The organism is uncultured Kushneria sp. (assembly GCF_947497025.1).
GTDB lineage: Bacteria > Pseudomonadota > Gammaproteobacteria > Pseudomonadales > Halomonadaceae > Kushneria.
This window is the reverse complement of record NZ_CANMFC010000009.1, coordinates 38791-61239: the sequence shown is the minus strand read 5'-3', so window position 1 is coordinate 61239 and position 22449 is coordinate 38791. Positions and strand designations below refer to the sequence as shown.

Annotated in this window: 22 protein-coding genes; all 22 read left to right on the top strand. The window is 50.5% G+C overall.

Going from position 1 to position 22449, the window contains the following annotated elements; all coding sequences use genetic code 11:
* The first annotated feature begins 47 nt into the window (after window positions 1-47).
* The 22 genes from Q0931_RS15265 (at window position 48) to Q0931_RS15160 (ending at window position 22445) form a co-directional block, all read left to right on the top strand.
* Window positions 48-1334 carry an exopolysaccharide biosynthesis polyprenyl glycosylphosphotransferase gene (locus Q0931_RS15265; protein WP_299261802.1) on the top strand — a complete coding sequence of 429 codons (1287 nt, stop codon included), beginning with the start codon at window positions 48-50 and terminating at the stop codon, window positions 1332-1334.
* A gap of 161 nt (window positions 1335-1495) precedes the next feature.
* A complete protein-coding gene (locus Q0931_RS15260; protein ID WP_299261800.1) occupies window positions 1496-2314 on the top strand; it encodes a hypothetical protein in 819 nt (272 codons plus the stop codon).
* Window positions 2314-3474, top strand: a complete 1161-nt coding sequence (locus Q0931_RS15255) for a glycosyltransferase family 4 protein (protein ID WP_299261799.1) — start codon at window positions 2314-2316, stop codon at window positions 3472-3474. The genes Q0931_RS15260 and Q0931_RS15255 overlap by 1 nt, the downstream gene beginning before the upstream one ends.
* A 9-nt stretch (window positions 3475-3483) precedes the next feature.
* A complete protein-coding gene (locus Q0931_RS15250) occupies window positions 3484-4986 on the top strand; it encodes a lipopolysaccharide biosynthesis protein (RefSeq protein WP_299261797.1) in 1503 nt (500 codons plus the stop codon).
* Window positions 4987-4999: 13 nt separating this feature from the next.
* On the top strand, window positions 5000-5902 hold the full coding sequence (locus Q0931_RS15245) for a glycosyltransferase family 2 protein (protein ID WP_299261796.1): 903 nt from the start codon (window positions 5000-5002) through the stop codon (window positions 5900-5902).
* Between the two features lie 89 nt (window positions 5903-5991).
* Window positions 5992-6972, top strand: a complete 981-nt coding sequence (locus Q0931_RS15240; protein WP_299261794.1) for an EpsG family protein — start codon at window positions 5992-5994, stop codon at window positions 6970-6972.
* Between the two features lie 13 nt (window positions 6973-6985).
* The gene (locus Q0931_RS15235; protein WP_299261792.1) at window positions 6986-8053 is read left to right on the top strand and encodes a glycosyltransferase family 4 protein; all 1068 of its coding nucleotides are present in this window, start codon (window positions 6986-6988) and stop codon (window positions 8051-8053) included.
* Window positions 8050-8883 carry a beta-1,6-N-acetylglucosaminyltransferase gene (locus Q0931_RS15230; protein ID WP_299261790.1) on the top strand — a complete coding sequence of 278 codons (834 nt, stop codon included), beginning with the start codon at window positions 8050-8052 and terminating at the stop codon, window positions 8881-8883. Before Q0931_RS15235 ends, Q0931_RS15230 begins: the two co-directional genes overlap by 4 nt.
* Window positions 8884-8897: 14 nt before the next feature.
* The gene (locus Q0931_RS15225; protein WP_299261860.1) at window positions 8898-9701 is read left to right on the top strand and encodes a glycosyltransferase; all 804 of its coding nucleotides are present in this window, start codon (window positions 8898-8900) and stop codon (window positions 9699-9701) included.
* 209 nt (window positions 9702-9910) lie between these two features.
* The gene (cysQ, locus tag Q0931_RS15220) at window positions 9911-10750 is read left to right on the top strand and encodes a 3'(2'),5'-bisphosphate nucleotidase CysQ (RefSeq protein ID WP_299261788.1); all 840 of its coding nucleotides are present in this window, start codon (window positions 9911-9913) and stop codon (window positions 10748-10750) included.
* A gap of 87 nt (window positions 10751-10837) precedes the next feature.
* Complete coding sequence (gene fliD / locus Q0931_RS15215) at window positions 10838-12172, top strand: flagellar filament capping protein FliD (RefSeq protein ID WP_299261786.1); 1335 nt, start codon at window positions 10838-10840, stop codon at window positions 12170-12172.
* A gap of 45 nt (window positions 12173-12217) precedes the next feature.
* Window positions 12218-12634 carry a flagellar export chaperone FliS gene (fliS, locus tag Q0931_RS15210; RefSeq protein WP_299261784.1) on the top strand — a complete coding sequence of 139 codons (417 nt, stop codon included), beginning with the start codon at window positions 12218-12220 and terminating at the stop codon, window positions 12632-12634.
* A gap of 52 nt (window positions 12635-12686) precedes the next feature.
* Window positions 12687-12986, top strand: a complete 300-nt coding sequence (gene fliT / locus Q0931_RS15205; RefSeq protein ID WP_299261782.1) for a flagellar protein FliT — start codon at window positions 12687-12689, stop codon at window positions 12984-12986.
* Window positions 12987-12988: 2 nt separating this feature from the next.
* Window positions 12989-14050: a flagellar hook-length control protein FliK gene (locus Q0931_RS15200; RefSeq protein WP_299261780.1), complete on the top strand. Its 1062-nt coding sequence runs from the start codon at window positions 12989-12991 to the stop codon at window positions 14048-14050.
* Entirely contained in the window at window positions 14047-14334 is a 288-nt protein-coding gene (locus Q0931_RS15195; RefSeq protein WP_299261778.1) for an EscU/YscU/HrcU family type III secretion system export apparatus switch protein, read from the top strand. Before Q0931_RS15200 ends, Q0931_RS15195 begins: the two co-directional genes overlap by 4 nt.
* Window positions 14335-14689: 355 nt before the next feature.
* The gene (gene flhD / locus Q0931_RS15190) at window positions 14690-15046 is read left to right on the top strand and encodes a flagellar transcriptional regulator FlhD (RefSeq protein ID WP_366941628.1); all 357 of its coding nucleotides are present in this window, start codon (window positions 14690-14692) and stop codon (window positions 15044-15046) included.
* Window positions 15036-15599: a flagellar transcriptional regulator FlhC gene (flhC, locus tag Q0931_RS15185; protein ID WP_299261776.1), complete on the top strand. Its 564-nt coding sequence runs from the start codon at window positions 15036-15038 to the stop codon at window positions 15597-15599. The genes flhD and flhC overlap by 11 nt, the downstream gene beginning before the upstream one ends.
* Window positions 15600-15926: 327 nt before the next feature.
* Entirely contained in the window at window positions 15927-16808 is an 882-nt protein-coding gene (gene motA, locus Q0931_RS15180; protein WP_299261774.1) for a flagellar motor stator protein MotA, read from the top strand.
* A gap of 3 nt (window positions 16809-16811) precedes the next feature.
* The gene (gene motB, locus Q0931_RS15175; RefSeq protein WP_299261772.1) at window positions 16812-17759 is read left to right on the top strand and encodes a flagellar motor protein MotB; all 948 of its coding nucleotides are present in this window, start codon (window positions 16812-16814) and stop codon (window positions 17757-17759) included.
* A 94-nt stretch (window positions 17760-17853) separates the two neighbouring features.
* The gene (gene cheA, locus Q0931_RS15170) at window positions 17854-19923 is read left to right on the top strand and encodes a chemotaxis protein CheA (protein ID WP_299261855.1); all 2070 of its coding nucleotides are present in this window, start codon (window positions 17854-17856) and stop codon (window positions 19921-19923) included.
* Between the two features lie 67 nt (window positions 19924-19990).
* Window positions 19991-20479 (top strand): chemotaxis protein CheW, encoded by a 489-nt coding sequence (cheW, locus tag Q0931_RS15165; protein WP_299261770.1) that lies wholly within the window; start codon window positions 19991-19993, stop codon window positions 20477-20479.
* Window positions 20480-20654: 175 nt separating this feature from the next.
* Window positions 20655-22445 (top strand): methyl-accepting chemotaxis protein, encoded by a 1791-nt coding sequence (locus Q0931_RS15160; protein ID WP_299261768.1) that lies wholly within the window; start codon window positions 20655-20657, stop codon window positions 22443-22445.
* Window positions 22446-22449: the final 4 nt, after the last annotated feature.

The following is a 22449-nucleotide window of genomic DNA, read 5'->3' as shown; positions in this document are numbered from 1 at the left end:
CACTCTGCTTTGCGCAGAGTGGTCATATCGGAAGTGAGAAAAGCAACATGGAAACGTTCACAAATTTCATGGAACAAAATCGTCGCCATTCACGATGGTATGAAAAGCTTCTGCTGAGCTATCGCTTTAATCAGGCGCTGGGGCTGGTTATCGCTGTTCTGCTGCCGGCGATGTTTCAGTGGAACTGGAGCCTTGTAACGGAGTGGCAGGCCGAGCGTTGCATTACACTGCTTGGTACGGCTCTGGCTTATCTGGTTGCTATCATTGCTGTACATCGCCTTGTTAATTTCCCCAGAACCAAGGCGTTTTTGTATATTATTCCTTTCATTACAATGTCTTATATTGTAATGATGGCCGTTTTGTTGAGCTTGCAGATTGAACTCGAAACAACCCAGATCGTTCTTTCCTATCTCATTGCCGTACTTTACTGCTCGCTTGGTTATCAGCTCAGCACGCGCTATAGAACACGCAAGCTCGCTGTAGTGCCTTTTGGCCGCGTGCATGAGTTTTGCCATGACAAAAGCGTTGACTGGCGTTGGCTGGAAAAACCTGACCTCGAGACGATGCGTGTGGATGGTGTTGTGGCGGATCTTCGCGCGGATCTTGATGACAGTTGGCAAAAATTCCTGGCCGATTGCACGATCCATCGTATTCCGGTGTTCAACGCTCGCCAGATTCACGAGTCCATTACGGGCCGTGTGCACCTTGATCATTTATACGAAAACAAGTTTGGCAGCCTGACGCCCAGCGAAAATTATGAGCTTGCCAAGCGTGTCATTGATATTTTTGGTGTCCTGCTGGTTTTACCGGTGGTTCTGCCGATCATGCTTGCAACCATCATCATCATCAAAAGGGATGACCCGGGCCCGGCATTTTTTAATCAGCAGCGCATGGGCTTTCACTGTCGCCCATTCAAGCTGTTTAAATTTCGCAGTATGTACATGAACCATGAAGGCCTTGGATTTACCTCTGAAGGTGAAGATCCCCGCATAACAAGGGTAGGCAAGGTCATCAGGAAATATCGTATTGATGAATTGCCACAACTTTTTAATGTTCTCAAGGGAGACATGAGCCTGATCGGGCCAAGGCCGGAGTCCTGCAATCTGGCAGAATGGTATGAGCGAGATGTTCCGTTTTTCAACTATCGTCACGTAGTGCGCCCCGGGATTTCGGGCTGGGCTCAGGTTGAGCTTGGCTATGCTGCCGAAGTTGAAGGAATGACCAAAAAGCTTGAACATGACTTTTATTACATCAAGAATTTTTCATTCTGGCTGGATGTTCTTATCGTTATCCGCACGATCAAGACCATGCTGACGGGCTTCGGCGCCAGATAAGGCTTGTGATCAACCATGGTTCTGAGCATTGGCCTTCAGGTTGATGCTCAGAATTTTATTTTAGGGCAATCGATTTGCCCGGTTCGAAAATGGCTCATAACGTGTCGTACGGTATAAAGTAGTTTCGTGCGGCCAAACGATTCGTACGGTGTGGAATAAGCATGTCTAAATATAGTTATATCATCAACTCTGGCTGGTGGTGCGGTGAAAAGTCACCTGAGAATGAAAAAAGAGTTGAATATGGCTCGAGTGAAATAAGAGGCGTCGCTTTTTTTCGCGAATGGTATGAATCGGTGAACCGCCATACTTCACCGACAAAAATTATCGTGGTGGATTCAGCCTCACCAACCATTCCTCAGCTACCTGATGATGAGCGAATGGAATTCATCAGCATGGATGTCAATGGTGGGCATTCCACAAGCCACGTAGGAAAATACGCCGGCTGTACAAGATGTTTTTTTGTGGGGCTTGCATACACCTATGCAAGCGAGGCCGACTATTGGGTATACGTAGAACAGGACGCTCTGCTTTTCGGTGAAGGTATCGTTGAGCATGCCATTGATAACATGACGTCTGACTTCATGTTTGGTGACAGGGGAAATACGCCTCAGCCCTTGCAACAGTCAATGATGATTATCCGTAAAGCTGCAATACCTGGTTTTTTAAAGGCTTATGCGCGGATAAAAGCAACTGACGAAGTTATTACTCCTGAGATGAAGTTTGCCATAGCATCGACAAAAATAGCACAGTGGTTGCCGGAGAAGTTTTTTTATCAAAAAGATTACAGCACTTTCAAAAATAAATTAATAAATAAATTGCAGTATTGGCTGTTTAAGTATGGTAAAGGATACGATGTGCTTCCTTTCGGATTTGGTCGTGCCAAACCAGTCAATTTTAACGACAGATATGGCTATTTTCAGCACGGTGATGATCAAGAGCTTCAAAGGTATAGAGAAGCCGTTAACAAGGACGTCTCTTGATGAAAGTGCTCCATCTTGTTTCTGATTTTTCCAATTCTTCCGAAACATTTATCTATGATCTTATTGTAGATATGGAAGAGATGGGCGTGGATAATCATGTTGTGACCAATCGTCATATCAACAAGATTGAACGTCCTTTTGGAAAAGTGATTAGCTTCGATATAGATCGTCGAAATATCCTAGAAAAAATTTCGAAGCGAGGCCGTCGCAAGCTTTTCAATGATTACCATGTATTTGAACAAAAAAAATTGCAGAAGGTGGTCGATGATATTCAGCCGGATGTGCTACATAGCCATTTCAACTATTTTTTTGAAAACATACACGATTTGATTGAAAAAGGATTTCGCGGCCGCGTTATCATTTCGACACATGGTATCGATGTCGTTAGTAACAAGCTGTATGGCCAGCCCCAGTATGTTGAAAAGGTTTATAAGTGTCAGCAGCATGACAATATATGTTTTACAGCGCCCTCTCATTATCTGAAAAGAAAACTGCAGGATATATTCGGGATTTCCGGCGAAAAAATTGTAGTGCTGCCAAATTGCGTTAATATTTCAATGGCGGACTTCGAAGAAAAGAAAATCGATGCTGCTCAAGAGGTGTCAGTTGTAAATATTGGACGCTTCGTGGGTTTCAAAGGGCAGACTTACCTTATTGATGCATTGTCGATGCTTCATGATAATGGCTATGAGCAGGTTAAACTAAAGTTAATCGGATTTGGTCCGCTGGAAAATATGCTACGGCAACAAGCGGTTAATCTTGGCCTCGAAAAAGCTGTAGATTTCAAGATTAATTTGTCCCGTGAACAAATCTTTGAAGAGTTATCTTCCAGCGATATTTATATTCAGTCATCAATTCAGGATGAAGAAACAGGTCAGGAAGAAAGCTTTGGTATTGCTGTGCTTGAGGCCATATCGGTAGGCCTACCTGTCGTGGTTACTGATAGTGGTGGTCTGCCTGACACTATTTGTGCAGCCCCTTATCAACCGATGACTCAGATTATCGAGGCAAAAAGCAGTCGGACTATTTATCAGGCTGTAATTGATATTATCGAAAGTGAACATCCGCCGCTTAATAAAGAGCAGGTAGACGATCTGCTGTCAAATTTCAGCACCGATAGCAATCGCAAGAAAATACTTGAGTTATATCGCGGCGCATGAGGAAGTCAAATGAGTAATACGGATGCTATGAATCGGGATCTTAAATCCGGTTTCGTTTTTGGCTTCATCGAAAAATATTCAAATCTGATCGTCCAGTTTGCTGTCACCATGGTGTTGGCAAGATTCTTGACGCCGAGCGAGTTCGGCGTCGTCGCCACTGTCATGGTTATTATATTTTTCTTCAATCTCCTAGGAGAAATGGGGCTCGGACCGGCCATTATTTATCATAAGGAGCTGACAGCTGAAGAGATCCGTGGGCTTTTCCTGATTTGCTTCGTGCTGGGGATAGCACTGTATTTCATATTTTCGGCCGGTGCGTTTATTGCTGTCGATTTTTTTAACAATGATATTTACTTCGGCGTCATGCCACTGATTGGCGCCATGATTCTATTTTCCGTTATTTCGATCGTGCCTGAAACCCTGTTGAGAAGGGAAAAAAGATTCAGTGCCGTAGCCATCATTACGCTGATCAGTGCTCTGGTCTCGGGCGCGATTGCCTGCGTCATGGCGTATCGTGGCTATGGTGTATATGCCCTGGTGTGGAAATCCATCATTCATACAGGTATGAGATTTTTCCTTGTGTGTGTGTATGCCGGATGGCGAAACCTGATAGGTAAAATAGCAATGACAGGGTTCAAGACGGTATTAGGGTTTTCCACTTATCAGTTCATGTTCAATTTTCTGAATTATTTTTCCAGAAATTCTGACAAGATCCTGATTTCAAAATTTATTGGTGAGGCAGCCGTCGGGCTTTATGATATGGCTTATCGGCTGATGATGTTGCCCATTCAAAATATTGCAGGCATTGCCACCGCAGCACTTCAGCCGGTATATAGTACCTTTGGTCAGGTGGAAGTCGCAAAAAGTTATAATGGCCTTGTCAATAAAATATTTTTTCTCGGGCTCTTTGTTGCCATCTATATTCTTCTTTTTTCGGACAAGATCATATACGTGCTTTATGGTCCGGGCTGGGAACAGTCAGCTGTCATTCTTCAGTGCTTAACCCCATTTTTAATTTTCCAGATTGTGTTGGCGACGACGGGGGGAATATGGCAAACCCTGGGTCAGACGCGATCACTTTTCTATTGTGGAGTATTCTCTTCCGTTACGAGCGTTTCGGCTATTGCGATCGGTGTCTATCTGGGTAATCTTTATCTGGTTGCCTTGTTACTTTCAATCGCCAGTATTCTTAATTTTGTGCAATGTTTCTGGCTGTTGCATATCAGAAACGAGAATTTCAGAATGGAGGTTCTGCTGAAAGGTATGCCTGCCATAGTCTTGCTTTCCATGCTTGTTCTGGCCGTCATGTTTTGTGCCACCTATCTGGTTCCTTCACCCTTTGGTTTCATGGCCAACAAGACCCTTTCCAGCATTTGCGATCTGGTGGTCTTTGGCAGCGTCCAGTTGTTGGTGGCTTTGGTAATAGGCAAGGTGCTCAAAAACGATTCTGCGATATTTTTTACCAGGATACTGCAAAAGCCTTTAAGAAAAATGAAGTTGATTTCAGGATAATCGAGTTTAGATAATGAAAATCTCAGTCGTCATTCCTACTTACCGTAGTAGTAGCTTTATCAAGGATACACTCGATAGCGTTCACCAATCTGCATGTGAATATGATTATGAAATTATTTTGGTGGATGACTGTTCTGACGACGTGGAAGCCCTGGCAACAATCGTTGCCGATTCCCCCAACACCACTCTAATTCAAAAAGAGCAAAAATCGAACGCTGCAGCATCTCGCAATATTGGAATAGAGCAGGCGTCGGGGAGTCATATTTTTTTGCTTGATTCTGACGACCACTTTAAACAAGGCTATATTGGCGAACGTTTGAGCTTCATGAGCAGGAACGAGCATGATTTTTGCTTCGGGGCTTATACCAATGTTTCACTCGACGGTGAAAAGGATTTCATCGAAAAACCGGACGTTCGCGATCCTCGGCATTACCTGTTTATAGAAGACAAGGATATTAGAACGTCCACCATCAGTTTTCTGGCTGAGCGCAAGGACACCTTTCGATTCAACGAAAGCCTGAACAAGCATCAGGATTGGGGTTTTTTGATCGACACTGCCGAGCATAGTCGATCGTGGGGGTATGACCCTGAGCCAGGCGTTCGGTTGAACTGCGATCGTGATGGCCGTATGAGTGGCTCGATGAACATGGAAGCCAGCAAGGTTTTCATGAAAAAATATCTTGTAGATCCAAAACATATCAGTGGTTTTGCCAAGCGGCATTTTGTGCTGGCAGCTCTGTTGAAGGATCATGATGCCTACCGCTTTTTCTCGAGCCGCATCATGCCTGAACTTTTGAGGCCGAAGTTCAAAACGATCAAGTTGGCGGGAGATATGCTTGATAGAATAGGTCTATTCTGCTTGCTGCCTCGTTTGCTTGGCACTTATAAAGCCATTGCCAGATTAAAAAAATCCTGATGGGTTAGTATATGACTGCTGAGCTCGCATGGTACCTTGTGTTATGTTGTCTTGCCTTTTTTTATTGCTTTGTCAATAAAAGAACGCCCTTGATTTTAATTGTTTATGTGGTTGCTGCCTATTACCTGTGGATCGTGCGTACCTCGGGTTTTGACTACGATATGGTAGGCTACGCAAAATATCTTTCCTTTGATTTCGATTTCGCGACCGCCTCAACCTATTATACGAGAGAGTTTGTCTACTGGTTCGGATCAAGCTATCTGTACAGCTTGATACAGGATGACGTGGTCACGCTCTGGGTTATCGACATGATCTGGCTGACCCTGTTGTTTTATGCACTGGGGAACCGGCGATTGAGCAGCAGGGTGCCGATGTACGTCATCCCCTTCATGATCGTGTTTTTCCCACTGTTAATGGGTTATCAAAATATATATCGCCAATTGATAGCCTGTGTTTTTGTCCTGTTTGCCTTCTTTGGGGTGAGGAATCTTGTCATAGCAGGATTTTTCGGCTTGCTGGCATTGTTTTCACATAATGCTGCCATCGTGTATATGCCTTTGCTTTATATTTTTGCGATTACCAACGGCATGGCAGTTCCAAAGGTCAAGTTTTTCCACAAGTCCATTTTTGCATTGCTTTATCTCATTATGGTCGGAGGGGTTTATTACTCTTCGCTGGGAGATAGTGAATTGGCAAAGTCGTCATCTTCTACAGGCATCTCGTTGACCTATGCGTATCTTGCCGTGTTCATGGCAATGGCCGTTGTGGCGTTTATTCTTGAAAACTTCAATCTGAAACGGTTTGTTCAGAATAATATAACGCTGGCCTATTCCATATTTACTTTCCTGGCTTTTATTCCGGTGCTGGGAGGGGCTCAGGCTGAACGTATCGGTATGATGCTGTTGATCGTGACAATGCCCATTTTTGCTACAAATCTTGATCGTAGTTTCAAGTCGCAAAATGAAAGAGTCCTGATGCGCATGCTGTTTGTCATGGCGGGTATTGCCCCTACATTTTTGTTCAGCTCGGCGTACAACTTCCTGATAACGACCACCCGGCTTTCGAGCTAGACAGGAGTTGACATTGAAAATTGCTCAGATCATCACGGAATTGAAGCCGAGCGGGCCTGCCAATGTTGTTAAAAATATTGTGGACAATCTGCCCGAAGGCACGGAGTCGACAGTCTTCTATTTCCGTGGGCCTCCTACCCTTGACGTCAGTTGTGAGACACAACAAATAGATTTTCGGAACACCGGTATTCTTGAATCATTTGATGTGGTGCACTCTCATGGCATCCGACCAGACTTCCTGGGGGTGTATGCCTCCCTGTTCAATAAAAAAAGTGTATTCATCTCGACGCTGCATAACTATGTAAAAGATGAACTGTTGAACATCTATGGCCGGAAGGCGGCAACATTTGTAACGCCTTTATGGATGAGCGCCTGGCGACGGATGGATGGTCTGGCAGTACTGACTCAGGATGCCTACAACTATTATCGGGCTAATCTGCCTGAAAAAAAGCTTCATGTTGTACACAACGGTATCCGGGAGCTGGCACATACGCATGAGCTTTCTCCCGATGACCGAGTGACGATGGAGTCGCTTTCCGAGCGTTATCATGTACTGGGAACCAATGCCCATCTCATCAAAAGAAAAGGCATTGATCAGGTCGTCAATGTTCTTTCGAGTGCGCCCGAATGTGCGCTTGTGGTGGTAGGTGATGGCCCTTACAGGCAGGAGCTTGTAGCACTGGCCGAAAAGGCCGGCGTTGCCGATCGGTGCTGGTTCACCGGGTATAGAGATAATGTCTCGGCCTTCCTGCCATATTATGACATCTATATGATGCCCAGCGTCAGTGAAGGTTTTGGACTGGCACTGCTTGAGGCCATGGCAGTTGGCCTGCCCTGTGTTTGCAGTGATATCGGCGTGTTCCGTGAAATTCTGCGTGATGATGAAGCCGCCTTCTTTACGGTAGGTGATCAGGCGTCCCTGCAGAAAGCCATAGTCAGTGCTCTTGAGCATCGAGAGCTTCTGTCCGAGCGGGCTCGTCAGCGCTATCTTGCACAGTTTACCGGTGAAGCCATGTGCCAGAACTATATGACGCTATACAAGGATGTTTTGATGGAGAAGGGGAAGGCAATCAATCCATGAAGCATACCGTTTTAATGATGGTTCACAAGGATGCCGAGCGTGTGCAGGCGTTCATTGATTGGCTGCTGCAGTACAGGGTATCGGTTGTAGTTCATGTTGATCGCAATCAGTCATCGCTTCACTCAGCCCTGACGCAATATTTTGCGCAACAACCGATGGTATGTATTATCGATAACCCGGTGAGCGTCAACTGGTCAGGGGTTTCTCAGGTCAAGGCTGAAATAGCACTGATCGAAAAGGCTGGGCAGATATTCCCTGAAACCGACTATTACCATCTTGTTAGTGGTGAATGCCAGCCTCTTGTTGAGCCCGGCAAATGGGATCTTTTTCTGGATGGCAAAAGCTATCTGGAGTGTGAGGAGCTGCCCGAATACGAATGGCGTATCCGCAGATTCATGCCTTTTGGAGAATCAACCAAAAACAGAACCCTGCCTTATCGTCTGGCATCTCGTGCCTTGCGTGAGATTCAGCGGGTCATGCCCATGCGCAGCAACTTTGGTGAGGAAGCAAAACTGAAGGGTGGGAATTGGTTCAGTTTGTGCCACGCTGATGTCATGGCGATACGCCCCCATTTGAACGATGCTTTTGTGAAACGGTTCAAAATGACGCGCTGCGCCGATGAGCACTTTCTGCAAATCCTGTTTGCACAACTTGGCATACGTTTTAATCATCATAACCTGCGGTATTGCGTGTGGCATGAGGGCAAGGCAAGTCCTGAATATCTGACGATAGAACAGTTAACGAAGGCGCAGGAAAGCGAGCAGTATCTGTTTGCCAGAAAAGTTGATAGTAAGGTTTCCAAAGAATATTCAAGGGAAAGGCTGCAATGAAATTTTCGGTGCTGATGTCCGTTTATGACAAGGAATCGCCACGCTTTTTACGTGAGTGCCTTGAAAGCATCAGGACACAGAGCGTGCAGCCTGACGAGGTTGTCATTGTTGAAGACGGCCCTATCAATGATCAACTGCATGCAGCGCTCGATGAATATCGCCCCACACTGAATATTGTTTCTGTAAGACTCTCCGAGAACAAGGGACTGGGTGAGGCGCTCAATACGGGCCTTGAGCACTGCCGTAATGATCTGGTCGCCAGAATGGATACGGATGATCATTGTTGCCCGGGCCGCTTCGAGCTGCAGGTCAATTATATGATCGCTCATCCTGAGGTCGATATGCTTGGAGGGGCCATTGCAGAGTTCAATGAAGACCCGACAAAACCACATGCCATCCGTGAGCTGCCTACGGGTAAGGAGCAAGTGGCACGGTTTGCACGCTCACGATGCCCGGTCAACCATATGACGGTGATGTTTCGACGTACCGCCATTCTAAAGGCAGGCGGTTATCAGCACTTTCTGGGGATCGAAGACTATTATCTATGGGCTCGTTTGTTGTGTCAGGGGAGTCATATCGATAACGTCAGCGATATTCTGGTTAACGCCCGTGTGGGTAATGGAATGCTGGCAAGGCGTCGGGGCTGGCATTACTTCAAGCAGGATGTGAAGCTTCAGAAAAAGTTTCACGATATGGGATTTGTTGGGTCGGGGACCATGTACATGAACATCCTCAAGAGAGCCCCCTTGCGACTCATGCCGGAAAAACTGCTTGCTGCAGTCTATCAGGGCGTTTTGAGGAAAAGGCCGGCTGCTTGATATTGTCGACTCCCTGAATTGGGTAATCGTACGTTTGCCCCGGTATAGGTCAGAAGCCTATACCGGGGTTTTTGATTTTAAAACATTGATAGAAGGATAAGCGATTCAAAACGGTCGTTGCTCGGCTTATGCAAACCACCTCAACAGGCTCGGCTGTTGCTGATGCGCGCGGTATAGTGTTGAAGCCATGGAGTACAGGAAATAAAGCGATGACAGAGCTGCTTGAATCCGTAAAAAAAATCGCATGGGACGCCTGCGACGCCATTATGGAGATCTATCAAGGATCGATAGAAGTCACCGATAAATCGGACAATAGTCCCTTGACCCAGGCTGATCTGGCAGCGCATCGACTGATCCTGGAGCGCCTGTCTGGTCTGACGCCATCATGGCCACTGCTTTCAGAAGAGTCTGTTGCAGATGAGATCGAGAACCGGCTGTCATGGTCAACCTTCTGGTTGATTGATCCTCTGGATGGTACCAGGGAATTTATTAACCGAAACGGTGAGTTTACGGTCAATATCGCGCTGATACATGAGGGCAGCCCGATTCTTGGTGTGATTGCGGCACCTGTTTTAAACACCATGTGGTATGCCGCGAAAGACAAGGGGGCATGGCGTCAATGCCTGGGTGAACCAGAAGAACGTATTGCTTCTACAGCCTGGCAACCTGGTCGGTTGCTTCGGATTGTAGGCAGCCGCTCGCATGGCAGTAACGAGATGGAACGTTTGCTGGAGGCCATGCCGCCATACCATCTGCAGGGCGTTGGAAGCTCTCTCAAGTTTTGTCGTATTGCAGAGGGCGCTGCCGATTGTTACCCAAGACCCGGTGCGACGTGCGAGTGGGATACAGGCGCTGCTCATATCATTCTGGAAGAAGCCGGCGGTACGGTTCTTGAATTGGATACGGCTACCCTGCAAGCAGGAGAAAGGCTTCGATATAACCAGCGTGATTCGCTGATCAACCCTGATTTCATCGCCCTTGGGCGAGGGCTTGATGAAAAATGGCGTCATCCCGGGTTTTTAAATGCTTCCGTAAGCCGGTTGCCTTAAATATTCCATGGCAGCTGCCGATAGTGTCTCAGAGAGAACAACGAATCCGCTTTTGCCTGCCAGGATTCCCCATTTTGGAGTGTATAGATGGCTATCGAATCACTGGGTGTTGGTTCCAATCTTGATCTGACGTCACTGCTTTCAGGTTTGAAATCAGCAGAACAGGAAAAGCTTGCGCCGATCAATTCCAAGCTTTCCTCGACCAACGCCAAACTGTCCGGCTTCGGACAGCTTCAAAGCTCGCTTGAAAGCTTTCAGACAGCATCTCAGAAGCTGAACAGTGCCAAGCTTTATGAAGGGTTTTCTGCCAAGGTCAGCGGTTCATCATTGACTGCCACCGCAGAGAGTACGGCAGCGGCAGGCAGCTATGATATTAAAATCAATACTCTGGCCACCGCACAGTCTTTGGCCACCGCCGGGCGTGCTGACACAACAAGCTCTATTGGAACAGGGGCACTGACGGTCAACGTTGGTGATAAATCAACTGCCATTGATATTACCGATGGGTCTTTGGCAGGCATCCGCGACGCCATCAACAATGCCGATGCCGGTGTGAAAGCTTCTATTGTCAATGATGGCAGCGGTACGCCTTATCGCCTGGTGCTGAATTCCCAGACCACGGGTGCTGCGTCAACAATGTCCTTTTCAAGTGACAATAGTGATCTTGGCGCACTTTTTTCCGGCACTACTGAAACAGTCGCCGCGTCAGATGCATCTCTGACAGTTAATGGTTTGGCCATTACCAGCTCTTCCAACACGGTTGAAGAGGCTATTCAGGGCGTCACGCTCAATCTTGTTGAGACGACAGCGGAGGGGGCTTCTACAAAGCTGACGGTCAATCAGGATACGGAAAGCGTTAAAACAGCAGTTGAAGATTTTGTAAAAGCTTATAACTCGCTGGCTGACAAGATTTCATCGTTGACCAAAGTCAGTGGCGAAGGCGATAGCGTCAAGGGCGCTTCATTGACAGGCAACAGCACTGTGCGATCTGTTCAGAGCACGCTGCGTGATGCCATGAGCAATACTGTTGACGGTGAGGGAATGAATTATCTCTTCGAAGCAGGCATCAATTTTACAAAGGATGGCAAGCTTGAAGTCGGCGATGAGAAAAAGCTTGATGAGGCCCTGGCCAACAACCTTGATGGCATGAAGGGTCTGTTTGCTGGAGATGGCAAAACAGGTATTGCGTCCAGACTCGATACCAGTATTACCCAGATGCTAAAAGATAACGGTGCCGTGGGTAGTGCCAAGGCCGGTCTTGAAAGCTCTGTCAAAAGCCTTGAGGCCCGTAGTCTGAGAATGCAGGACACTATTGAGACGACAGTAGAACGCTACAAGAAACAGTTCCAGCAGCTCGATGTCATGATGTCCAAGCTTAACAATACACAGTCTTACCTTAGCCAGCAGCTGGAAGCCCTTTAACGGCGCTTCGAAAGATTAATCGCTTTATAGCGGCGGATACCAATTATGTATGCACAAAGAGGGGCAAGTACCTACGCATCAGTAGGGGTGGAGACGGGCGTGATGAGCGCCTCGCCTCATCAGCTGATCGTCATGCTGTTCGATGGTGCCATGGCAGCTATTTTCAAGGCCAAATGGGCCATGGATCATAACGATATCGCTGGCAGGGGCATGGCCATTTCCAAGGCTATTGACATCATTGACGGCGGGCTGCGTGCTAGTCTTGACATGACGCGTGGCGGGGAGCTGGCAGAACGTTTGTCATCGCTTTATGAGTACATGTCACGCTCTCTTTTAAGAGCCAACGTGGCGAACGACAAGACACTGGTAGAGCATGTGGAAAGTCTTTTGAGTGATATTGCCGGTGCATGGAAGGAAATCGGTTCGTCTGCCCAGCAACCCACTGCAGCGGCTCAGGTTTGATATGGAGAAAAAACGTACTCTTATTATCCATGGCTATGAGCGAGCGCTCAGAGTGAGCCATGAAATGCTTGAGCATGCCAGTAAGGGCCAGTGGCAAAAGCTTATTGAACTTGAGCATGACTATCTATGTGAAATTGATCGTCTTCGAGTGCGTGATGAACAAATAACACTGGATAGCGAGCGTCAGGCATACAAGAAAGAAATTCTGGCACAGCTTCTGGAGAATGATCATCAGCTTCATGTGTTGCTACAGCAAAGGCTCGACGAACTCAGTCATCTGATGGAGAAGAGCCGGGTACAGCAGCAGGTCAATCGTGCCTATAGTGCGGCATCAGCCCCAATGGGGGAGTAGTCATGAGTGCCATTACGCCATTGCTGGATACCTTGCTTCATAACGTTCTGGGACGTCGGGCGGATCTGGATCGGGTTGCTTCAAGGCAACCCGATCTGCCGTTGGGGGGGGTGACGTATACTCCGGCAGTGCGTCATGGCACATCGGATACACCGGATGAAACGCTTGAGCGCCACAGTGATGATGCTGCTGCAAGAGCCAAGGCTCCGGGCAAAACACCCGCTCGAGTCGCAACATCGAATAACAGTCTTTTTTTTGAAGACACGGCCTCGAATAGCATACCCAGATCTTCCACGACATATTTCAGCGCTGAAGCCAGGGCCATATCCCGCATTCTGGAAAAATTTCCGGCCACAGCACCGGTCGTCAGCACTGGTGCTGTCCTGTGGGCAACCGAGGAATCGCCCAGGCCTTCAGTGCTTTCGGCAGCACTTGCCGGGCAGATCAGACATAGCGGTCTTTTCTATGAGTCGCACCTGCGTCAATGGCTTTCGGGTCAGTATGATCTACAGGAGTTGCTCAGAGAGCCACAAAACAGGCTTCTACAGCCTGCTGCTGGCGCTGACAAGGTATATAGCTCGTTGGCTGCGGCCATGCATGAGCGCAACGCAGCGCAATCGGCGAGCGGCCTCCCAGCCCGGGAGGGTGGAACTCCTGATATGTCATCTGTTCAGGATGACCTACAGGGCATTCTGCGACATCAACTGGAGCTTATGACGTATCCGCTTGTCCGATGGGAAGGCTTTCTGACGCCTCAGATACCGGTGCATTGGGAAATCGAGCAGGAGCCCGAGAACAATACCAATGAGGGCATGGAAGAAGCATTGCGGATCTGGCGTTCAAGGCTAAGGCTGACGCTGCCTGCTTTGGGGCATGTTGACCTTGACATCAGTCTTCAGGGCAAGACCATCAACGTCAGTGGCAGGGTAGAAAGCCCCTATCTGGCATGGATGACCGTTCAGGGACGACATCTTGATGAACGGTTTACTGGGGCCGGTCTTCAATTGGCGGCACTGCATTTCTCGCCTCAAAACGGGAATGAGCCCGGGGGCGGAACAGCATGACATCTTCCAACGACCAGTCCTCTTCGCGCCAGCGGGCCGTGGCCATGGCACATGACGCCAACGAAGCGCCGCGCGTTGTAGCCAAGGGTTATGGCACGACCGCCGATGCCATTATAGAGAAGGCCCATGCAAGTGGTATCCATGTGCATCAATCGGCAGAACTGGTCAATCTGCTCCTGCACGTCGATCTTGATGATCGCATCCCGCAAGAGTTGTATCTGGCACTTGCAGAACTGCTGTGCTGGATACACGAACTTGAGCGGGATGCTGCCTCCGTATCCTGATCCGCCAGGAAACCGTCCGTTAACGTAAAGATACATTAACTGCCTTCTTAACCGTCGAAATAGGGCCCTTTATGGGCCCTTTTTGTCTAACGTTGATTTTATTAGCTAAATTATCTGCTATTGTCTTAAGACAGGGCGTAGGAAAACATTGTTTTCGTACTAATCAAAAAAATGGTTGTGGTATTAAAGTGTGATGTGTCAATATTGCAAAAAGTAACGAGGCGTTACATTTAGTTGAGTAAATGTCGCCTTGCCTGGCAATGAACCTGTCACGAAAATTCGGTCAAGAGCGTGAACAATCGCCGCTGCACCTGTCGTGACAAGGAATAAATTTTCAAGACGAGGGGAAGGGAACATGATGACCACAAGCCATTTGCTGGATGATATTCGCAACGTCAATCTGTCTTATCTGCTTTTGGTACAACGTCTTTTAAACGAAGACCGTTCTTCTGCCATGTTCAGGCTGAAACTGAACGAGCAGATGGCTGATACTCTGGCATCATTACCCATTTCACAGCTCGCAAAGCTTGCCAACTCCAACCAGCTGCTGTGTCATTTTGCTCTGGTAGATCCTTCACAGCTTTCTTCGCTGACCACACAGCAGCGTGAGGACGATCTCAAGCGCACGCACGCCGCCATTTTGCTGGCCGGGAGCATGCGCGATGATGAGGAGGAGGTGGTGCTGAAAAAGGGGCATCACCATGGCCGATAAAAGCGTCATCAATGAAGTGCGTGATATCCAGCTGGCGATCGAACTGATCGAGCTGGGGGCCAGACTTCAGGTGCTTGAAACCGAAACGGATCTTTCTCGCGGGAGGCTGATCCGTCTTTACAAGGAAGTTCGGGGCGTTTCACCACCGAAGGGAATGCTGCCCTTTTCAACAGACTGGTTTATTACCTGGCTTCCCAATATTCATTCGTCGCTTTTTTACAACATTTATCTTTCTCTGCGTGAGCAAAGTCGTTGTGACCGAATGGAAGCCATCATCAAGGCCTACCGGCTCTACTTTGAACAAATCTCCATGCTTGAGGATGGCGAAGCCGTACTGGGCCTGACGCGTGCCTGGACACTGGTACGCTTTTTTGAAAGTGACATGATGCAGTTATCTTCATGTACTTCATGCAGTGGCAGATTCGTCAATCATGCCCATAGTCTTGATCAGGATTTCGTGTGCGGTATCTGTCAGCCGCCTTCGCGGGCAGGAAAAACCCGACGCGCTGCCGAAAGAGAGCGCATTAGAAAGGAAAGTGGTACGCAATACTGATCAGTTGCGCCAGAAATACTCCAGCCCCTCTATTGACATGGTTTTCCCCTCTCACCCTGACAGTTCACACTTTCAGGGTTTTTTATTGTTTCCAGATCCTGCCTCGATCGTCTTCAAACTAGAGATATGACCCCTTTTTCAGAAGCTAGTCATGCCTTTGACAGGCTATTAAAAGCTTTAATCTTGCCAACATTATTTATCAGGTCAGATCAGCACTGCTACAGATGTCATATCTCTTTTTCCCCGACGAATCTGATGAGATGGGCTCTCAAGCCAGGCCACTTTTGGCCGATGTTATCTCCAGATCCTGAATACTGAGGAATTACCGTGCTTATATTATTTGGATATGTTGCTGTTATTGCCTCGGTGATCGGGGGGTACATGATGGTGGGTGGGCATCTGGCTGTTCTGTTTCAGCCGGCCGAAATCGTCATCATCTGCGGTGCTGCCGTGGGTGCCTTCATCGCCAGTAACAACGGCACGGCGATCAAGGCCACGCTGAAAGTCGTTCCCAAACTCAAGGGAAGCGTCAAATACAACAAGGAGCTTTTCATGGAGCTCATGGCGCTTTTGTACCTGTTGCTGGCCAAAGGGCGGCAGGAGGGCATGATGGCGCTTGAGCGTGATGTTGAAGACCCCGCGGAAAGTCCCCTGTTTACTCGCTATCCAAAACTGATGGCAGACCCTTTGTTAATGGAGTTTTTGACCGACTATCTGCGTTTGATGATCAGCGGCAATATGGATGCTTTCGAAATCGAGTCGCTGATGGATCACGAAATCGAGACCTTTCAGCATGAAGCCGAAATTCCCGTCAATGCCATTTCAGGTGTCGGCGATGGGCTGCCGGCCTTTGGCATCGTGGCCGCTGTCATGGGGGTTGTACACGCACTGGGTGCCGAAGGGCTTACGCCTGAAGAAGTAGGCCCTCTGATCGCTGCTGCACTGGTCGGTACCTTCCTGGGTATCTTGCTGGCTTACGGTTTTGTCACACCGCTGGCCACACACATCCGGCATCAGATCAGTGAAGTCGAAAAGATGTTGCAATGTATCAAGGTCACGCTTCTGGCCAATCTTAATGGCTATGCACCGCCGATCGCCGTCGAGTTCGGTCGCAAGGTGCTCTATTCAAGTGAGCGCCCCAGCTTTAGTGAGCTGGAAGAGCATGTGCGTAGCGTGCGTTCACAGCCCAGCGGCAATAGTCAGGGTTAACCCATGAGCCAGCATCGTCGCCCCATTGTCATACGTCGCAAGAAAGCCGCCAGCCATCACGGTTCGCACGGCAGCTGGAAAATTGCCTACGCCGACTTCATGACGGCCATGATGGCCTTCTTTTTGGTGATGTGGCTGCTGGCCGGAACATCGAAAGCCGAGTTTGAGCAGATCAGCGAATATTTTCGTACTCCTCTGAAAGTGGCTCTGGCCGGGGGGGATCGTAACTCGGCCAGTAACAGTGCGATTCCCGGTGGCGGTGATGATGTCATGCATAGTGAGGGGGAGCGCTCACGGATCACCATTGAGCAAAACAGCAGCATGGCCACCGATATGTCAGCGCTGAGCAGGCTCAAGGCGCGTCTTGAGGCACTAATGCAGGAGGACCCGGCCCTGCGTGATCTGCGCTCACAAATGCGCCTTGATCTTACTCCCGAAGGACTTCGAATCCAGATCGTGGACAGTCAGCGCCGCCCGATGTTTGAAGTAGGCAGTGCGCGCGTGGCGCCTCACATGCACAACATCCTGACGGCCATTGCACCGCTGCTCAACGAGCTGCCCAACAAGTTGACCCTGTCAGGCCATACGGATGACCTGCCGTTCGCTGCCGGTCTCAAGGGGTACAGCAACTGGGAACTTTCAACGGATCGCGCCAATGCGTCACGGCGTGAGCTTGTGGCAGGAGGGCTTGAGCCCGAGAAGCTGCTGCGGGTCATCGGCATGGCAGACACCATGAATATATCAGGTGAAGAAGACAGCGCGCTCAACCGTCGGATCAGCATTCTGGTGCTCAATAGCCGCGCACAGAAAATGATGGAGCAGGAAAACATGGCTCCGGGGGCGCCGGCCATCATTGATGGTGAGAAGGTTCCGCTTTCCATTGAGGGCTTTACCCAGAGTGAAAACGCTCCGGGCACTCAGGAGGCGTCCGAACGGGTGACAACATCATGAGCATCAGGGCGGCAGGTTTTGAAAGTACTTTTGCGCACGCTCGGGTAGAGCGTTGGACCGAATCCAGAAGCAGGGCAGGGCATCAGGCGTGAGCATCGACATTACCGAGTTCTACCAGACATTTTTCGAAGAGGCCGAGGAACTGCTCAGTGACATGGAGCAGCAGCTGTTGCAGATCGATCCCAGTGATCCTGACGGTGAACAGCTCAACGCCATCTTTCGAGCAGCACATTCCATCAAGGGTGGCGCGGGGACATTCGGCTTTACCGTGCTGCAGGAAACTACACATCTGTTCGAGAACCTGCTCGACAAGGCGCGTCACCGTGAACTGGCCCTTGACCCGACCATCATCGACATATTTCTGGAAACCAAGGATATGCTCAGCGATCAGCTCAATGCCTACCGTCAACAGACCGAGCCGGATAGCGCCGCCTACGAGCGTATCTGTAATACATTAAAGACACTGGCCGAAGAGAAGGGCCAGGGGAGTGGCGCTGCTTCCACGTCGTCAGTTCACGCACCTGCTTCCGGTCTTGCTGAAAGCGGTGCCATGGTCATCCGGATTGCCGGTGTCGCAGCGGATAATGCCACCAGCCTTGCAGAAGAGCTGGCATTGTTCGGCACCGTGCTGGAACAGCAGCATGCCAATGATGTGCTGACCGTACGGCTTGAGACCGCCACGGGCGAGGAAGATATCCGCGCCGTGCTCTGTTTCGTTGTCGACGATGACCAGATCACCTTCGAAAGCGTGGCGAAAGGCTCCGCTGATGACAGTAGCGCATCGGTGCCAGTCGATGAGTGGCCCGTAGAGGAAGAGATGGTGCCAGCAGCACCTGAACCGGCAAGCGCGGCACCGCCCGAGTCAGCAGCGGATAGTGTTACCGCTCCGGCTGAACCGGCCAAAGCCGCCGCACCTGCCGCCAAAAAGGCCGCCGGGGCTGCGGCCAGCAGCGAGAATGCCTCTCTGCGCGTATCGATCGAAAAGATTGACCAGATCATTAATTTGGTGGGTGAACTGGTGATTACCCAGTCCATGCTGGAGCAGGGCACGTCCGATTTCGATCCGGTGACTCACGGCAGTCTGCTCAGCGGTATGAACCAGCTCCAGCGCAATGCCCGTGACCTGCAGGAAGCGGTCATGTCAATTCGCATGATGCCCATGGATGTTGTCTTCAACCGCTTCCCGCGTCTGGTGCGTGATCTGGCCGGCAAACTTGGCAAGCAGGTCGAATTTGAAACGGTGGGCAAGTCTACCGAGCTCGACAAGGGTTTGATCGAGCGCATCGTTGATCCACTGACCCACCTGGTGCGCAACAGTCTGGATCATGGCATCGAGACCCCTGATCGGCGCCTGGCCGCCGGCAAACCGGCCGCAGGCAAGCTGACCCTCTCTGCCAGTCATCAGGGCGGCAACATCCTGATCGAAATCAGTGATGATGGTGCCGGTCTGAACCGTGAGCGGATTCTGAGCAAGGCGCGTGAGAATGGTCTGGCCGTGTCGGATGCCATGAGTGATGACGATGTCTGGCAGCTGATCTTTGCGCCGGGCTTTTCAACCGCCGAGCAGGTTACCGATCTGTCAGGACGTGGCGTCGGCATGGATGTGGTCAAGCGTAATATCGCGCAAATGGGCGGTCACGTGGACATTCTTTCCCGTCCCGGGCAGGGCACCACCACGCGAATCGTGCTGCCACTGACGCTTGCCATTCTCGATGGCATGTCGGTTCGTGTCGGGGAAGAGGTCTATATCCTGCCGCTGGGCGCCATCAAGGAGTCCATGCAGGTCAGGCCGGAAGATATCAGCACCGTCACCGGCAATGATCGTGTCCTGCATGTTCGCGGTGAATATCTGCCATTGGTCGAGCTTTATCGAGTTTTTGATATTCCTGATGCGAAGCAGGATGTCACCAAAGGGATTGTCATGATCGTACAAAGTGAGGGCCGCAGCTTTGCACTGCAGGTCGATCAGCTGATCGGACAGCATCAGGTCGTGGTCAAGAATCTGGAAACCAATTATCGACGTGTTCCCGGCATCTCTGCCGCCACCATCTTGGGCGATGGCAGCGTGGCATTGATTCTGGACATTCCGGCCCTGTCACGTGCGCCTCAGGATCGTGAAGGCAGTCACGCAGGTCATCATCGTAGTGCTGCCGCGCTGCACTGATTCAGTTGCATAACGCACAGCCATCTTTAATTCTGCCCGCTGGGTCGGGCATATGGGAGTTGAGACAATGGAAGCTTCTGCTATCGACAAGGTACAGCTGGAAGGGGAAGGTCATGAATTTCTGGTCTTTCGACTGGGTGCGGAAGAGTACGGCATCGATATCCTGAGTGTGCAGGAAATTCGCGGCTATGAAGGGGTGACGCGCATTGCCAACGCACCTTCCTTTATCAAGGGCGTGACCAATCTGCGTGGCGTTATCGTCCCCATCGTTGACCTGCGTCTGAAGTTTGCCCTGGGCAATGCCGACTACACGGCGCAAACCGTCGTGATCGTGCTTAACATTGGTCATCGCGTCGTGGGCGTGGTGGTAGATGGTGTCTCCGATGTTCTGGCGTTGACCGGTGAGCAGATCAAGCCGGCACCGGAGTTTGGTTCAACGCTGTCTACCCATTACCTGATGGGACTGGGCAGTCTGGATGAACGCATGCTGATTCTGGTCGATATCGAGAAACTGATGAGCAGTGAAGAAATGGCCCTGATCGACAAGGCTGCCTGATCGATTGTATTGGTCATTGAAAGCGCCGGCAGATGCCGGCGCTTTTTTTATGTCTGTATAAATAGCGTACTTTAACCTGCGCTAATCCTTGGTTTGGTTTGTCCAAAACATAGTTTGATGTGCACAGACATGTCGGCAATGGCCGATCAGCGAGTTCATCTCAGGAGATCCATGCATGCGCAATAACCAACCGGTCAATGACAAACATTATGTCCTTGATGAGCAGCAGTTTCTGATCTCCCAGACCGACACTGATGGCAATATCGTTTACGCCAATCCGGCGTTTATCGAGGTCAGTGGGTTTGAGCGCCACGAGCTGATTGGCGCACCCCATAACCTCGTGCGCCATCCGGACATGCCGCCAGTGGCCTTTGCCAATCTCTGGAAGACCCTGCGCGACGGAGAGACGTGGACCGGCATGGTCAAGAATCGACGCAAGGATGGCGGCTACTACTGGGTCAGGGCCACGGTCATGCCGATTGTCGAGCAGGGCCAGCTCAAGGGCTATGCCTCGGTCCGCATCAAGGCTGACGAGGCGTCCATCGCACACGCCGAGCGGGTATATCAACGTATCAGCAGTGGGCAGGGCAAGGGGTGGACGCTGGTTCATGGCGTCATCACGCCGGCCGGGCCGCTGGGCTGGGGGCATCGGCTCGTCCGTATGGCGCCTGCCCGCAAGGCCGGTTGGGCGGGACTGACCAGTGCCCTGTCATCCATGGTGCTGGTCGGGCTTCTGGTGGCGGATTATCAGATGCTCTCGGCTCAGCAGTCACTGCCCGTACTCATGAGTACGTTCACCATCGCCACGACACTGCTCACGGCAGGCACTGCCATAACAGGGGCGCTAATGGTACGCCGCGCCCAGCGCTCGCTTGAACAGGCGCTGGTGTGCTGTCGTCAGATTTCCAGTGGCAATCTGGAATCGACCAGCGACAGCCAGGATCAACTGATGATTGCGCTGGATACCATGCGCAAGTGTCTGCTGGGTGTGGTTCGTGATGTCAAGGGCAGCGTCGGCGTGATCTCCCCGGCCAGCAGTGAGCTGGCCACCGGTAATCAGAATCTCTCCCGGCGCACCGAAGAGCAGGCAGCGTCGCTTGAACAGACTTCCAGCAGTATGGAGGAGCTGACCGCGACGGTCGGTCATAACGCCGAGCATGCCAGCGACGCTTCGAAGCTGGCGCATGAGGCCTCGAGCGTGGCAGAACGGGGTCGCAGCGAAATGGGCGATGTGGTCACGCGCATGGAGGGCATCACTCAGGCCTCGGCGCGTATCTCCGATATCGTGGGGGTCATCGACAGCATCGCCTTTCAGACCAACATTCTGGCCCTCAACGCCTCGGTAGAGGCGGCTCGTGCCGGTGAGCAGGGCAAGGGGTTTGCCGTGGTCGCCAACGAAGTACGTTCACTGGCCAGTCGCAGTGCTCAGGCCGCTCGCGAAATCCGTGAGCTGATCGACAAATCCTCGGTTGAGGTCCATGCCGGTAGCGAACTGGTCGCCCGCGCGCAGTCCACCATGACCGATATCGTCGGCGGGGTGCATCGAGTCACCACGCTGATGCAGGAAATCTCCTCGGCCACCCGTGAGCAGAAAAACGGCATCGAACAGATCGGCCAGGCCATCCAGTGCATGGACGAAATGACCCAGCAAAATGCCGCCATGGTCGAGCAGTCTTCGGCGGCCTCCGAATCGATGCGTCAAAACGCCGATCACCTTAATGAAATTGTCAGTCTTTTCAGGATCAAGGAAAGCGTCCGGGCGCCGATAATAGCTTCAGACAGGACTGCTTCTTCAATGAAGCATGGGGGTAAGGCCCACGGCGGTGAATCGGACAGACACATTTCGACGCCGTCACGTACCGAGTCCGGCAAAACCGCCGCCTCCGTCTCTGCCAAAGCCAAAGTCGCTCGCCCACGTGGTGAGCCAGCGTCTGAAGCAGCAGACGAGGACTGGACAACCTTTTAATCAC

Excerpts from the sequence above, each read along its gene's own strand:
- fliD (WP_299261786.1), top strand. The coding sequence starts at position 10,838 with ATGGCTATCGAATCACTGGGTGTTGGTTCCAATCTTGATCTGACGTCA.
- Q0931_RS15260 (WP_299261800.1), top strand. The coding sequence starts at position 1,496 with ATGTCTAAATATAGTTATATCATCAACTCTGGCTGGTGGTGCGGTGAA.
- Q0931_RS15230 (WP_299261790.1), top strand. The coding sequence starts at position 8,050 with ATGAAGCATACCGTTTTAATGATGGTTCACAAGGATGCCGAGCGTGTG.
- cheW (WP_299261770.1), top strand. The coding sequence starts at position 19,991 with ATGGAAGCTTCTGCTATCGACAAGGTACAGCTGGAAGGGGAAGGTCAT.
- Q0931_RS15200 (WP_299261780.1), top strand. The coding sequence starts at position 12,989 with ATGAGTGCCATTACGCCATTGCTGGATACCTTGCTTCATAACGTTCTG.
- Q0931_RS15265 (WP_299261802.1), top strand. The coding sequence starts at position 48 with ATGGAAACGTTCACAAATTTCATGGAACAAAATCGTCGCCATTCACGA.
- Q0931_RS15250 (WP_299261797.1), top strand. The coding sequence starts at position 3,484 with ATGAGTAATACGGATGCTATGAATCGGGATCTTAAATCCGGTTTCGTT.
- flhD (WP_366941628.1), top strand. The coding sequence starts at position 14,690 with ATGATGACCACAAGCCATTTGCTGGATGATATTCGCAACGTCAATCTG.
- Q0931_RS15195 (WP_299261778.1), top strand. The coding sequence starts at position 14,047 with ATGACATCTTCCAACGACCAGTCCTCTTCGCGCCAGCGGGCCGTGGCC.
- Q0931_RS15160 (WP_299261768.1), top strand. The coding sequence starts at position 20,655 with ATGCGCAATAACCAACCGGTCAATGACAAACATTATGTCCTTGATGAG.
- Q0931_RS15245 (WP_299261796.1), top strand. The coding sequence starts at position 5,000 with ATGAAAATCTCAGTCGTCATTCCTACTTACCGTAGTAGTAGCTTTATC.
- flhC (WP_299261776.1), top strand. The coding sequence starts at position 15,036 with ATGGCCGATAAAAGCGTCATCAATGAAGTGCGTGATATCCAGCTGGCG.
- Q0931_RS15225 (WP_299261860.1), top strand. The coding sequence starts at position 8,898 with ATGTCCGTTTATGACAAGGAATCGCCACGCTTTTTACGTGAGTGCCTT.
- Q0931_RS15255 (WP_299261799.1), top strand. The coding sequence starts at position 2,314 with ATGAAAGTGCTCCATCTTGTTTCTGATTTTTCCAATTCTTCCGAAACA.
- cysQ (WP_299261788.1), top strand. The coding sequence starts at position 9,911 with ATGACAGAGCTGCTTGAATCCGTAAAAAAAATCGCATGGGACGCCTGC.
- motB (WP_299261772.1), top strand. The coding sequence starts at position 16,812 with ATGAGCCAGCATCGTCGCCCCATTGTCATACGTCGCAAGAAAGCCGCC.
- fliS (WP_299261784.1), top strand. The coding sequence starts at position 12,218 with ATGTATGCACAAAGAGGGGCAAGTACCTACGCATCAGTAGGGGTGGAG.